The sequence below is a fragment of the Mycobacterium sp. E796 genome, assembly GCF_001672815.1.
Classification (GTDB): domain Bacteria; phylum Actinomycetota; class Actinomycetes; order Mycobacteriales; family Mycobacteriaceae; genus Mycobacterium.
In genome coordinates, this window is sequence record NZ_LZKK01000154.1 from 1 (window position 1) to 13,669 (window position 13,669).

7 protein-coding genes and 4 pseudogenes are annotated in these 13,669 nt (G+C 66.7%); 9 read left to right on the plus strand and 2 right to left on the minus strand.

Going from position 1 to position 13,669, the window contains the following annotated elements; genetic code table 11:
* Positions 1–238: pseudogene (locus A5706_RS11265) on the minus strand (cytochrome P450); the annotation flags it as partial.
* On the opposite strand from A5706_RS11265, the pseudogene A5706_RS11270 reads away from it, so the two are divergent.
* The 6 genes and pseudogenes from A5706_RS11270 to A5706_RS11295 all read left to right on the plus strand — a co-directional run.
* Positions 234–599 (plus strand): annotated as a pseudogene (locus A5706_RS11270) (cytochrome P450); the annotation flags it as partial. The pseudogenes A5706_RS11265 and A5706_RS11270 overlap by 5 nt on opposite strands.
* On the plus strand, positions 599–1,435 hold the full coding sequence (locus A5706_RS11275) for a mycofactocin-coupled SDR family oxidoreductase (protein ID WP_068130285.1): 837 nt from the start codon (positions 599–601) through the stop codon (positions 1,433–1,435). The pseudogene A5706_RS11270 and the gene A5706_RS11275, both read left to right, overlap by 1 nt.
* 15 nt (positions 1,436–1,450) lie before the next feature.
* On the plus strand, positions 1,451–2,419 hold the full coding sequence (locus tag A5706_RS11280; protein ID WP_067161552.1) for an enoyl-CoA hydratase/isomerase family protein: 969 nt from the start codon (positions 1,451–1,453) through the stop codon (positions 2,417–2,419).
* Between the two features lie 19 nt (positions 2,420–2,438).
* Positions 2,439–4,781, plus strand: coding sequence for a CaiB/BaiF CoA-transferase family protein (locus tag A5706_RS11285; protein WP_068130273.1), 2,343 nt, complete (start codon positions 2,439–2,441; stop codon positions 4,779–4,781).
* Entirely contained in the window at positions 4,778–5,539 is a 762-nt protein-coding gene (locus tag A5706_RS11290; RefSeq protein ID WP_068130276.1) for an SDR family NAD(P)-dependent oxidoreductase, read from the plus strand. The genes A5706_RS11285 and A5706_RS11290 overlap by 4 nt, the downstream gene beginning before the upstream one ends.
* Positions 5,536–6,795: a hypothetical protein gene (locus A5706_RS11295; protein ID WP_369831846.1), complete on the plus strand. Its 1,260-nt coding sequence runs from the start codon at positions 5,536–5,538 to the stop codon at positions 6,793–6,795. Before A5706_RS11290 ends, A5706_RS11295 begins: the two co-directional genes overlap by 4 nt.
* Positions 6,796–7,191: 396 nt before the next feature.
* On the opposite strand, the gene A5706_RS11300 is transcribed toward A5706_RS11295, so the two are convergent.
* Positions 7,192–8,430, minus strand: coding sequence for a cytochrome P450 (locus A5706_RS11300; RefSeq protein WP_068130282.1), 1,239 nt, complete (start codon positions 8,428–8,430; stop codon positions 7,192–7,194).
* A gap of 277 nt (positions 8,431–8,707) precedes the next feature.
* On the opposite strand from A5706_RS11300, the gene A5706_RS11305 reads away from it, so the two are divergent.
* From A5706_RS11305 to A5706_RS11315, 3 genes and pseudogenes are all read left to right on the plus strand, one after another.
* On the plus strand, positions 8,708–11,989 hold the full coding sequence (locus A5706_RS11305; RefSeq protein ID WP_068130290.1) for a LuxR C-terminal-related transcriptional regulator: 3,282 nt from the start codon (positions 8,708–8,710) through the stop codon (positions 11,987–11,989).
* Between the two features lie 172 nt (positions 11,990–12,161).
* Positions 12,162–13,438 (plus strand): annotated as a pseudogene (locus tag A5706_RS11310) (ISL3 family transposase).
* A gap of 49 nt (positions 13,439–13,487) precedes the next feature.
* Positions 13,488–13,669: pseudogene (locus A5706_RS11315) on the plus strand (hypothetical protein); the annotation flags it as partial.

The following is a 13,669-nucleotide window of genomic DNA, read 5'->3' on the forward strand; positions in this document are numbered from 1 at the left end:
GCACCGTCTGGTCATACAGGCTGACGTCGCGCGTCACGTAGCGCGCCATGTGCGGAGCCGGCGGCTCGTAGCGCAGCAGCTCCTCGATGGCCTGCGGGATGAGGCCGGGGTTCTCCACGAGCTCGCGGCGCTGATCGGGGTGCTCGGCGAGTACCTTGCCCGCCCAACCGATCAGCCGGGTCGTGGTTTCGTTGCCCGCCCCGGCCACGACGTTGAGGTACACCAGAATCTCGCTGCGCTACGAGCCGCCGGCTCCGCACATGGCGCGCTACGTGACGCGCGACGTCAGCCTGTATGACCAGACGGTGCCCGAAGGCAGCGTGATGATGATGCTGCTCGGGGCGGCCTGCCGCGACGAGCGCCAATTCGGTCCCGACGCGGGCGAATTCAACATTCATCGCCCCGCTCGACCGCACCTCACCTTCAGCGTCGGAGCCCACTTCTGCCTGGGCTCGGCGCTGGCCCGGCTGGAAGGCCGGGTCGCCCTCGAGGAAATCCTCAAGCGCTTTCCGGAATGGGAGCCCGATCTGGCCAACGCCACGCTCAGCCCGACGTCGTCGGTGCGGGGTTGGGAGACTCTGCCAACCGTGGTGCCGTGATGGCGGGCCGGGTAGAAGGCAAGGTCGCCTTCATCACCGGCGCGGCCCGGGGGCAGGGCCGCAGTCACGCGGTGCGCCTGGCCCAGGAGGGTGCCGACATCATCGCGGTCGACGTCTGCGGACCCATCGAGAACCTGGCCTACCCGCATTCGACCCCCGAGGACCTCGCGGAAACCGCCGACCTGGTGAAGGGTCACAACCGCCGCATCGTGACCGCACAAGTCGACGTGCGTGACTATGACGCGCTCAAGGCGGCGGTCGACGGCGGGGTGGAACAACTCGGCCGTCTCGACATCGTCGTCGCGAACGCGGGCATCGGGACCTTCGGCAACAAGCTGCACAAGATTCGCGAGAACGTCTGGCAGGACATGATCGACGTGAACCTTTCGGGCGTCTGGCACACCGTGAAAGCAGGTGTGCCCCATATCATCGCCGGCGAACGCGGTGGCTCGATCGTGCTCACCGGCTCGGTCGGGTCGCACAAGGCCATGGCCTACACCGGCCACTACATCGCCGCCAAGCACGGGGTGATCGGGCTGATGCGCGCATTTGCGGTGGAGCTGGGCCAGCACATGATCCGGGTGAACTCGGTGCACCCCAGCCAGGTCAACACGCCGATGACCATGAACGACGTGACGTTCCGCCTGTTCCGCCCGGACTTGGAGAACCCCGGACCGGAAGACTTTGCGCCGTTCTCGCAGATGACCCACACGCTACCGGTGCCCTGGGTGGAAGCCGCCGACATCAGCAACGCCGTCCTGTTCCTCGCCTCTGACGAATCTCGTTATGTCACCGGCGTTTCGCTACCCGTCGACGCGGGAGCTTTGCTCAAATAAAGAAAGTGGAGACCGATGCCTGAATACGACTACGAGAAGCTGAAGAAGGAAGCCGAGCAGTACATCAAGTTCGAGAAGGACAAAAAGAACAGAATCGCCTACATCACTTTCGACCGTCCCGACGCGCAAAACGCCACGACGCTCGGCATGCGGCAGAACTACGCCGACCTGATCCACAAGTGCAACGTCGACGACGACGTCAAGGTCGTGGTGATCCGCGGCGAGGGAGAGGATTTCGGTAGCGGCGGCGACCTGCCCGAGCAACGCCCGATGCTGGAGAATCCGGGCCTGCCGCTGCTGCACGAGCTCGCGATCAACGACGACGACGTCAAGTACCCGCCGGGCGGGTCCTACCGCTACCTGTCCACCGTCACGGACTTCTACGCCAAGGCGCGCGCGGGAAACCGCCCGCTGCAAGAACTTCGGAAGATCAGCATCATCGAGGCGAAGGGCTACTGCTACGGGTGGCACTTCTATCAGGCCGGCGATGCCGATCTGGTGGTGTCCTCGGACGACGCCCTGTTCGGCCACCCCGCGTTCCGCTACGTGGGCTGGGGCCCTCGCCTTTGGTGGTGGGCGGAGACGATGGGCCTGCGGAAGTTCTCCGAGATGCTGTTCACCGGGCGGCCGTTCAGCGCGAAGGAGATGTACGAGTGCGGTTTCGTCAACAGCGTGGTGCCCCGCGAGAAGCTGGAGGAAGAGACGCTGAAATACGCGATGGCGTGCTCGCGCTCGCGTCCCACGGACACGGTCGCGGTGCAGAAGACCTTCCTTGAGCTCTACAAGCAGCACAAGGGTGAGTACTTCGGCAGCCTGCTCACGGGCATGGTCGAGGGCATGCTGCCGCTGATCCAAAACGATGCACAAGAGGTCGATCTCACCGAGGGCACCTTCGAGAAGGGCCTCAACAATGTGGTGAAGGACAATGACCTGAACTTCCCGCCGGAGTGGCGCCTGAGCCGCTCGGGACGGAAGAAGCCCTGACCGTTTCGAGAGGCCGTCCATGTCCGCGTTGACGGGCTTCCGGATCGTCGAGTTGGCCGAGACGGTCGCGGGGGAGTACTGCGGAAAGCTACTCGCCGACTTCGGCGCCGAGGTGATCAAGGTGGAGGCGCCCGAACGCGGCAGCCGCACTCGTGCGATGGCGCCCATCCTTGCCGACGGTCCCGAGGGCAGCGCGCTGTTCGCCTACCTCAATACGAACAAGCGCTCCGTCGTCATGGACGCCGAGCGCCTGGATGACCTGATCGCATCGGCCGACGCGGTGATCGCAGACGGGATTTCTGGGGCCTCGGGCCGATCGGAACGGCATCCGGCCGTTGTGTTCTGCTCGATCACGCCGTTCGGTGCCGGCGTCGACGCCGAGTTCGATAACGCCAAGAGCCTCAACGTGTTCCACGCCAGCGGGTGGGGGTATCACACACCCAGCCACGCCGATCCCGGCAAGCCGCCGCTGCAAGGACCGGGGCGGTTCCTGGCGGACTACGAGGCGGGCCTGGACGCGGCGCTGGGCGTCGCGTCATCGCTGTTCGGTCGGCTGCACACCGGCCGGGGAGAGTCCATCGACATCTCGCAGCACGCCGTTCTGGTCTCGCGGGCGGACTGCATCCTGGGCCGATTCATCACCGGGGAGGTTCCCGCCGAAGGCCGCCGCGACGACTACGACCAGGCGGGCCCCGCGTCGTTCTTCGCCTGCGCCGACGGCTTCGTCTACCTGTACATGACCAGCCGCGCCCACTGGACGGGGCTGAAGGAACTCATGGGCCATCCGGACTGGCTGAATGCCTTCGAGGACGACTGGCTGGAATTCTCCGTCACGGCGGAAAAGGTCGAGGCATTTCGGCGGGGTTTCGCCGCATGGGTGCGGGACCTGACCAAAGAATCGGCGGCCGATCGGGCGCAGCGCCTCGGGGTGCCGTTGGTCCCGGTCAACGAAGCCGCCGATCTGCACGGGTCGCCGCAATACCGCCACCGCGGGTTCTTCCAGGAAATGAGCCACCCCGTGCTGGGCGACGCGGCGTATCCCACCGTTCCGTATGCGCTCGGCGCATCGCCGGCCCGAATCACCTCCGCCGCACCCGCTCTCGGCCAGCACACCGACGCGGTCCTGGACGCGCCGCGAACGCCTCCGACAGTCAGGGCGCCGCAACTCAAGCCGCCCAAGCGCCCACGGGGCGGGCCGCTCGAGGGCGTCCGCGTCGTCGAGCTCACCAAGGTGTGGGCCGGCCCGTACGCCGGTAAGCTCTTGGCACAGTTGGGAGCCGAGGTGATCAAGATCGAGACCGCAACCGCCCCCGAGGAGATGCGGGCGTACGGCGGCACCGACATCGACCACGCCCCATACTTTCTCAGCATCAACCACGAGGTCCTCAGCGTGGACCTCGATATCAAGTCGGACGAGCACATGGCGCGGCTGCGCGAGCTGATCGCGCGCAGCGACATCGTCATCAACAACCTGCGGCCGGGCGCGATGGAGCGCCAAGGCTTGGGCTATGAGCAGCTCAGGGCCATCAAGCCGGACATCATCTCGGTGTCGATCAAGATGTGGGGCAACGACGGGCCGCTAGGGCATCAAACCGGTTACGCCCCATGCTTCGCTGCGCTGGCCGGGCTGGCGTCGCTGGTCGGCTACCCGGGTGGACCGCCCCTCGGCACGAGCATGCGCTACGGGGATTCGACCGTCGGAGCCGCCGCCGCCTACGCCGCCGTGGTGGCGCTGCTGCACCGGGAACTCAGCGGCGAGGGCCAGTTCGCCGACGTGTCGGCGGTGGAGACGCTGTCGTCGATGGTCGGCGACTGCCTGCTCGAGCAAAGCCTCACCGCGGCAAGACATCTGGCGCCCAGCGGCAACAAGCATCCGGACCTGTGCCCACACGGCTGCTATCCGTGCCAGGACGATTCCTGGATCGCGGTGGCCGTGGCCGACGACGCCGAATGGCGCCGGCTGTGCGAGGAGTTGGGCGCCGAGGCACTGGTCGGCGACGCGCGCTACGGCACGATGGAGGCCCGCCACCGCAACGCCGAAACGCTGGACGGCGAGCTCGCCGGGCTCACCCGTGACCACGACGCCGAGGAGCTGGCGCGACGGCTGCGGGCCGCGGGGGTGGCGGCGTGCAAGAGCGCCACCGTGATCGACGTGATCGGCGATCAACGCCTGTGGGACCGCGAGCTGTTTCGCTTCGTGACGGATCACCGCGAAGGCCAGCGCCCGATAGTGGGGCCGTCGTGGCGGATGGCGCGCTGCCCGGCGCGAATCGAACGCGGCGCACCGGACTTGGGCGAGGATACTGAGTACGTCTTGGGGGAGATCTTGGGTGCGGGATCCCCGATGGGAGGCGGACGGTGACGACGCTGGCGAAAACCGTGGCCCTGGTGACCGGCGCCAGCAGCGGTATCGGGGCGGCAACGGCGAAGGCGCTGGCGGCAGAGGGCGCCGCGGTGGCCCTCCTGGCCCGCCGCGCCGACCGACTCGCCGACCTGAAGGCCGAGATCGAATCAGTCGGTGGCACAGCGCTGGTCGTCACCGCCGATGTGACCGACGCCGAGGGCGTATCCGCGGCCGTGCAGCGCACAGTCGCCGAGCTGGGGCGGCTCGACACCGTGGTGAACAATGCCGGTCTGATGCGGTCCGGACCGGCGACCGAGGCTCGCCTGCAGGATTGGGACGACATGGTCGCGGTCAACGTGCAGGGTGTCCTCTACGTCACCCGCGCCGTGCTTCCGCACCTGATCGAGGCGGCCGGCAACGCACCGCGCGGCGTCGCCGATCTGGTCACCATCAGCTCCACCGGCGGCTGGGTGGCCCGTCCCAACACCGCGGTGTACTCGCTCACGAAATTCGGGGTGAACGCGTTCAGCGAGGGCATCCGCCAAGAGCTGCTCGGCAACCGGGTGCGCGTCGGCGTGGTGGCTCCCGGAACCGTCGACACCGAGATCTTCAGCCACCTTTCCGCACCCTCGCGGGAGGCGGTCGCGCGCCAGACGGCCGGCATGGTCAAGTTGCGGCCGGAAGACATCGCCGACGCGGTGCTCTACATGGTGACCCGCGATCGCCGGGTCGCCGTCAACCACATGCTGGTGCGCGCGGCGGAACAGACTTGGTGAGCTACGGCGAGCAGTCCGGCCTCGCGATCCCGGCCGACCCCAACGCTTTACGCGACGCCGGCGCGCGGTTCCTGACCGAGGCGTTTCGGGCTTCAGGCGTGCTTGCCGACGGTAACATCGTCACGCGCATATCGGAGTTCCGTGAGGTCGGCGGGGGCAGCACCGGACGCAAGGCCGAGCTGTCGGTCGAATACGACCGGCCTCAACCCGAATTGCACACCGCCCTGTTCGTCAAGTTCTCGCGCGATCTCGACAACCCCGTGCGCGACCGGGGAAGGACGCAGATGGAGCCGGAGGTCCGGTTCGCCGCCCTGTCGCGTACCCCCGGATTTCCCATCGCCGTGCCCGCGGTGCAGTTTGGCGACTACGACCGCGAGACCGGAACGGGAATCCTAATCACCGAACGAATCCCCTTCGGCCGCAACGGCATCGATCCCCAGTATCACAAGTGCCTGGACTACGAAATGCCCGACCCGGTTGGCCACTACCGCGCGCTGCTCACCGCGCTGGGCCGCCTCGCGGGAACCTACGGATCCGGACGCCTCCCGGAGTCGCTGGCGTCATGGTTTCCGCTGGACGTTTCGGCCGCGACGGTGGGTGACCGAGCCCCGTTCAACCCCGAGAAGTTGGACCGGCGCGTGTCCCAGCTGACCGAGTTCATCGAGAGTCACCCCGGGCTGGTGCCCGCCAATGCCGGCTCGCCGGAGTTCTTGGCGCGCCTGCGTGCAGAGGTGCCGCGGGTCGCGCGTCACGAGCACTCGATCATGAGCCGGCTGGCCGACGACCCCGACTACGTCGCGCTGTGCCACTGGAACGCCAACATCGACAACGCCTGGTTTTGGCGCGACGGTGACGGCGTTCTGCGCTGCGGCCTGCTGGACTGGGGATGCGTGGGCCAGATGAACATGGGGATGGCCATCTGGGGCGCGATGTCCGGCGCCGAAACCGACCTGTGGAACGAGCATTTCGACGAGCTGCTGTGTCTGTTCGTCGGCGAAGTCGAGCGGTGTGGCGGCCCGCGCCTCGATCCGGACCGGCTGCGGCGGCACACGCTCCTATATGCGGCGGCGATGGGCGTCGCTTGGTTGCTGGACGTGCCGGCGCTGATCCGTGCGCGATTCGGCACCGACGCGCCGGAGAGCCGGATGGATCCGCGGATCGCGGATGACGAGAGCGTGCGTGCGCCGATGCAGATGCTCGCCAACCTGTTGAATCTCTGGGAACGGCATGGCATCAAATCCCCTGTGTCACATTAGTTTCAGGGGTCACATATCGGCGTTTGTTGGCTCTTCGCAAATGAGAGTGCACTGGTAGTCGGCGTAGGTCCGCGGTCGGGGGTCGTGTCGTTTCGATGAGGCGGCTTGGTGGGTTGAGCATTCGGGTTCCTACACTCGCCCACCAACGCGTCGGGTGACCCGTATCTGGGCGTCCGCTGTGTGGTGCAGTTGACACGTCGTGCGCCCGATGGAATTGGGGGTAACTCTGATTGATGGCAGCGGGAGGAGAGCAAACAGTCGGCAGCCGTCGACGTTGACATGATCCGAAGTGAAGTGGGGCAAACCGCTGCGGGCGCTAGTTGCATCCATTAGGTGCTGTCGGTGGACGCAGGTGTGCCGCGCCACAACGACTTCAGCTGTTGGGTCAGCGTTGGCTTAGCAGGTGGAGTTGAATGCGATCGGCAGGGTGGTGGGTCCTCCCAGCGCTGAGACTGGTTTCCATGGGGCTGGACCGGTGCGCCGGGCGTTGGGCATGCGCTGTGTCATGACCGCTAGGGCTTGGGTCAATTCGAGGCGCGCGAGATTGGCTCCGAGGCAGTAGTGCACGCCGCTGCCGAATGTCTGGATCGGTGGGGCGCCCCGGCGCCTGAGGTCGAGGCGGTCGGGGTCGGCGCAGACGGCGGGATCCCGGTTGGCTGCACCGGTATTGACGACAACGATCGTGCCGGCGGCGATTTTCACGCCCGCGAGTTCGACATCCTCAACGGCCGTGCGCAACGTGACGAACGTCATCGGCGAATGGCGGATGAGCTCCTCAACGGCATCGGCCGCCAGCTCTGGATGCCGGCCCAACAACGCCCACTGGTCGGGGTGATCGCACAAGACGTGTACGGCCGCACTCAATTGGAGGCGGGTGGTGTCGGTGCCCGCTAACAACAGGCCAGCGACAAGCATGCGCAGTTCGTCGCCGCTAAGGCGGTCGCCGTCGTCTTCGGCGCGGATCAACTCGGAGATCAGGTCGTCGGTCAAGCCACGGCGACGATGCGCCACCATGTCGTCGATGTAGGCGTCCAGGGCGTCCCAAGCGGTCAGGATGTCCGACGTGGCCTTGGCCGCATCCCAGCTGAAGGCCTTCAAGATGTCATCGGTCCAGTCGGAGAACAGTTCCCAGTCTTCCGGTGGCGCGCCGAGTAGCGAGCATATCACCGGAATCGGGTATTGGCGGGCGATGTCGGTGACCACGTCGCAATGCCCGCGGGCGCTGACGCTGTCCACCAGGCCGGTGATGACGTCGACGATCGTCGTACGTAGCCGGGCCGTCGCCTTGGGTGTGAAGGCCCTACTTACCAGCCGGCGCAGCTGGTGGTGGTCCTCGCCGTCGAGGCTGATGATGTTGGCGGCGACGCGGTCCCATAACGGGCCCGAGGTGATGCCTTGGGCGGCAAGGAACATCCCTTGCGGTACCCGGAAGCGGGAGTCGCGCAGCACCGTGTGCACGAGCTCGTAGGTCAGCAGCTCAGGGCCGTACGGGCCGATTGCAATCGGCGCCTTCGTGCGGGCTGCGCTGATGATGGCGTGCGCGTCGTCGGGGTGCTGAGCATGTTGGTAATCGATTGTGGGCAGCCCGGCATCGAAGACACTCGGGCAGCTCGATCCATCAACGGTCACGGTCATGGGTGGTCCTCCTCGGTCGGGTGGCCTGAATTTCACTGACTCGACCGTGGCGTTTTTGCAGCGTCAGATCATCGGGGAGAACTCGTAACTGAACGGGGCGGGCCGGGTCGGCACGCGTCGCCTGGTGTTTTTGCCCAGCATTGCAGCGCTGGCGGCGGCACGCTGTGTTCACCGAATCGACTGCTCAGTGCCGTTGGGATACGGGATTTCCCTGATGTTTGTGGCTCGTTGCACCGAGATGCTGGCTAGCATGACCGAAACTGATCCACGCGCGGCGATGCCGCCGGTGAACTGGAGTGAGTTGGGCGTGGGCGAGCTGCCAACCGGGACGGTGACGCTGCTGCTCGCCGATATCGAAGGTTCGACGGGGTTGTGGGACACCCAAGCGGAGGCGATGACGGCCGCCATCGAACGCCTGGACCGCACCCTGGCCGAGCTGCTCGCCGTGTACGGCGGGGTCCGGCCGGTCGAGCAGGGTGAGGGCGACAGCTTCGTGGTCGCGTTCGCCCGAGCGACCGAGGCCACGGCGTGCGCCTTGGAGTTGCAGCGGGCGCCGCTGGCTCCGATCCGGTTGCGCATCGGCGTGCACACCGGCGAGGTGCAATTGCGCGACGAGAGCAACTATGTCGGGCCGACCATCAATCGGACGGCGCGGCTGCGCGACCTGGCCCACGGCGGCCAGACGGTGCTCTCGGGTACCACCGAGGATTTGGTCGTCGATGCGCTTCCGCCTAATGCATGGCTGACCGATCTCGGCCGCCACGAACTGCGCGGTGTTGCCCGTCCCGAACGGGTGGCGCAGCTGTGTCACCCCGACATCCGCAACGAGTTTCCGCCGCTACGGGCGCCCAAACCCGTTGCCGCGGAACGGTTGCCGACGCAGCTCACGAGCTTCATCGGCCGCGACGCGCAGATCAACGATGTACGTCAGATTCTCGCGGCGAATCGGTTGGTGACCTTGACCGGGGCGGGCGGCGTGGGTAAGACCCGGCTGGCCATCCAGGTCGCCGGGCAGCTAGCCACCGAGTTTGGCGACGGCGCATGGTATGTCGACCTTGCCCCGATTACCGATCCCAACCTGGTGGCGGTCGCGATGGCAAACGCCCTCGGCCAGGCGGACCAGCCGGGTCGGTCCAGCACCGACACGCTCACGCGGGCCGTGGGCGAGCGTCGCATGCTGGTGGTGCTGGACAACTGTGAGCACGTGTTGGAGGCGGTTGCGGCGCTGACCACCTCGCTGCTGCGCGCCTGCCCGGAACTAACGCTGTTGGCGACCAGTCGTGAGCCGATCGGGGTGGCCGGCGAGGTGACCTGGCAGGTGCCGTCGCTGTCGCTGGCCGACGAGGCCATCGAGCTTTTCGTTGACCGGGCCCGCCTGGTGCGACCCGATTTCAGCGTCACCGACGGCAACGCCGCCACCGTGACTGAGATCTGCCGGCGCCTCGATGGCATCCCGCTGGCGATCGAACTTGCCGCGGCGCGAGTACGCGCCTTGTCGGTGACCGAGATCGTTGACAGCCTGCATGACCGCTTCCGGCTGCTGACCGGCGGTGGGCGGACCGCGGTGCGGCGCCAGCAGACCCTGCGCGCCTCGGTCGACTGGTCGCACGCGCTGTTGACCGAACCCGAACACGTGTTGTTTCGCCGGCTGGCGGTGTTCATGGGCGGTTTCGACCTCGAGGCGGCTCAAGCGGTCACCGCCAGTGGTGACGTGGAGCGCTACCAGGTGCTCGATCAGCTCACCCTGCTCATCGACAAATCGCTCGTGGTGGCCGAAGACCGACACGGTCGGACGCGCTACCGGCTGCTGGAGACGGTGCGCCAGTACGCACTGGAAAAGCTCGGCGAATCCGGCGAGGCCGACGCCGTGCGTACCCGTCATCGCGACCACTACACCTCCCTGGCCGCCCTGCTCGGCACCCCAGGGCAGGCTGGCCGCGAGGCGCGTATCGAGCAGGCTGAAACCGAAATCGACAACCTCCGCGCCGCATTCGCGTGGAGTCACGAAAACTCCCACATCGAGCTCGCGTTGCAGCTCGTGTCCTCGCTGCAGCCGCTCTGGCTAGGGCGGGGCCGCATCCAGGAAGGGCTGGCCTGGTTCGACGCCATCCTCAGCGACGACACCGCGCACAGCATCGAGGTCGCGGCCGGGGTACGGGCGCGGGCGCTCGCCGACAAGGCCGCGCTCGCCACCCAGGTCGTCGCCGTCGACCTCGATCAGGCCGAAGAAGCCCTCGCGATCGCCCGCGAGATTGGCGACCCAGCCCTGGTGGCCCGGGCGCTCACCGCCTGCGGAGGTATCGCCGTCTATAACATCGACGTGGCCGCCCGCTACCTCACTGAGGCAAACGAACTGGCCCGGGGCCTCGGCGACCGAGGGATGTTAAGCGAGATCCTCGGCTTTCAGGCCTACGCCGCGTTCATCGCGGGTGACCCAATCGCGGCGCGCGCGGCCGGTGAAGAGGGGCGCGACCTCGCCGACGCGATCGGTGACCGGCCGGCCGCGTTTCGCTGTCGCTGGTCCCTCGGTTTGGCACTATGGATCCAGGGCGAGCTGGCCTTGGCCGTCGCGCAGTTCCGGGAGGCGGCTGCCGACGCTGAAACCAATCACGACGTGGTCGGCAGGGCGGCCATGCTGTTCTGCCAGGGCCAGGCATTGGCGTATCAGGGTGACATAACTGCAGCCCGAGCCGCGGCTGCCGCGGCGATCGACGCCGCCGCCGATATTGGCGGGTTCCTCGAGGGCTTCACCTATGCCGCGTTGGCTATCGCGACTCTGGCCGCGGGAGACGTAGCAGCCGCGGCCGATGCCAGCGTGGCGGCCTCCCGGCGGATGAGTGCCGAGCTGGGGGTAGTGAATGTCAACCCGATAGCGCAGATTGCGCTGGCGCGTGGTGATCTGATCGCGGCGCGCCGCTGGGCCGACGATGCCGTCTCGATCATGAGAGGCTGGCACCTAGCAGTGGCGCTGACGACGCGTGCGCGCGTTGCGATCGCACGAGGTGAGCCGGAACTGGCCGAACGTGACGCCCATGACGCACTCTCCTGCGCGGCCGGCGTCGAGGCACACCTGGGCATTCCGGATGCCCTGGAGTGCCTGGGTGCGCTGGCCGGCGCTGCCGAGAGCCACCGCGAAGCGGCACGGCTGTTCGGCGCAGCGGACGCCCTCCGGCAACGCATGGGCGCCGTCCGGTTCAAGATCTATGACGCCGAGCACGACGCCGCGGTCGCCACGCTTCGTAATGCATTGGGCGAAGCCGACTTCGAGTCCGCATGGGCCGAGGGTGCAGAACTGTCCGCCGACGAAGCGATCGCCTACGCCCAGCGTGGCCGCGGCGAACGCAAACGCCCGTCCACCGGCTGGGCCTCGCTCACCCCCGCCGAACTCGACGTCGTCAAGCTCATCAGTGAGGGCTTGGGAAACAAAGACATCGCCACAAGGCTTTTCATCTCACCACGCACCGTCGAAACCCACCTCACCCACGTCTACACCAAGCTCGGCCTGGCCTCGCGCCTCCAACTTGCCCAAGAGGCAGCGCGTCAAATCGGCTATTCATGAAGGAGAGTTCAGTTGCCGGCAGATTTCCGCGTGACCGTCTCGTGTCGTCGGGCTGAGGCGGGGTGTCGGTGGGTGACGACGCAGGCTCCTACGCGCTTTTTCACGAACACCTGCGAGGTGACCCTTGCCTGAGGCTACTGCGTGCCCGCCGTCTGTTGTTGCCGACACGATCATGCGCACGATCGAGTTAGGTGTGACGATTACCGACGCCGCCGTCGACGAGAAGACCACAACGATCTTCTGTGCACCGGTATCGCACGATCCCCGCTGCCTGGCCTGTGGTCGGCAGGGTCGCTACCGCGACACCGTCACTCGACCGTTGACCGATCTGCCGGTCGCTGGCTGTCCGCTGGTGCTACAAGTAGCCGTGCCCCGCTACCGCTGCGTGACCCCCGAGTGTGGGCGTGCGGTGTTCAATCAGGATCTTGGGGGAAGCTGGCCGCTCCGCGGGCGTCCACGACACGGCGCTGTGCCCGGTATGTGTTGCGGCGGTTGATGATCGACCGCACCACCATCGCGGCGATCGCCGCCGAACTCGGTGTCTCCTGGCACACTGTCAGCTCGATCGCGATGCGTGCGACCGCCGACCTCGTCGCCGCGGCAGGGCCGGATCGGTTGACCGGGGTGCGAGTGATCGGCGTCGATGAGCACCGCTGGGCACCCCGACGCATCGGCCCGGCCGGGTTTGTCACACTGATCATCGACCTGACCCCTGTTCATGCTCAGGCAGGCCTCGCACGGCTGCTTGACCTGGTGCCCGGCCGTTCAGCGACGGCACTGGCTGACTGGCTGGCCGCTCAACCCGCCGATTTTTCCCGAGCCGTGGAGGTCATCGCGATGGACGGGTTCGCCGGATACAAGACCGCCGCCACTGCAGTCATCCCGGACGCGGTCACCGTGATGGACCCGTTCCACGTTGTCGCACTGGCCGGCGCCAAGCTCGACATGTGCCGCCAACGCATCCAACAGCAGACCCTGGGCCGGCGTGGCCACACCGGTGATCCGCTCTACCGGATTCGGCGCATCGGCCGCACCCGCCTCCAGCTGCTCTCGACACGCCAGTACAACCGCCTGAGCAGCGTTCTCGACACCGACGAGCACGTTGCGGTCAAGGTTGCCTGGTTGATCTACCAGAAGATCATCGCCGCCTACGCCGACCCAAACCGGCGCCGCGGCAAGAAAACAATGACCACGCTGATCAGCTCGATCCGACGCGGGGTGCCTGCCGGACTGGAGGAGATCGCCCAACTCGGCCGTACCCTACGGCGCCCCCGCGATGACATCCTGGCGTTCTTCGACCACCACGCCTCCAACGGACCGACCGAAGCCATCAACGGACGCCTGGAAGCACTACGCCGCAACGCCCTCGGGTTCCGCAACCTTACCCACTACCGATGGCGCTCACTACTGCACAGCGGTGCACTCCACTCACTCGTGAATGCACTCTGAATTACGAAGAGCCCGTTTGTTGTCGGTGGGTGTTCGTACGATTCGGGTTATGGGTGCGAGCAGTCGTGAGGAGATCGTCGAAGTTTTCGACGCGCTCGATCATGGCCTGAAGCGCTTGTGCGACTTGTCTTTTGACGTGTTGACGACCCCGGAACGGTTGCGGGCGTTGGAGCGCGTGGAAGCCGCGGCGCGCCGGTTGCGCGCCCCGCAGCACACGCTGATCAATCAACT

Excerpts from the sequence above, each read along its gene's own strand:
- A5706_RS11300 (WP_068130282.1), bottom strand. The coding sequence starts at position 8,430 with ATGACCGTGACCGTTGATGGATCGAGCTGCCCGAGTGTCTTCGATGCC.
- A5706_RS11280 (WP_067161552.1), top strand. The coding sequence starts at position 1,451 with ATGCCTGAATACGACTACGAGAAGCTGAAGAAGGAAGCCGAGCAGTAC.
- A5706_RS11285 (WP_068130273.1), top strand. The coding sequence starts at position 2,439 with ATGTCCGCGTTGACGGGCTTCCGGATCGTCGAGTTGGCCGAGACGGTC.
- A5706_RS11305 (WP_068130290.1), top strand. The coding sequence starts at position 8,708 with ATGCCGCCGGTGAACTGGAGTGAGTTGGGCGTGGGCGAGCTGCCAACC.
- A5706_RS11275 (WP_068130285.1), top strand. The coding sequence starts at position 599 with ATGGCGGGCCGGGTAGAAGGCAAGGTCGCCTTCATCACCGGCGCGGCC.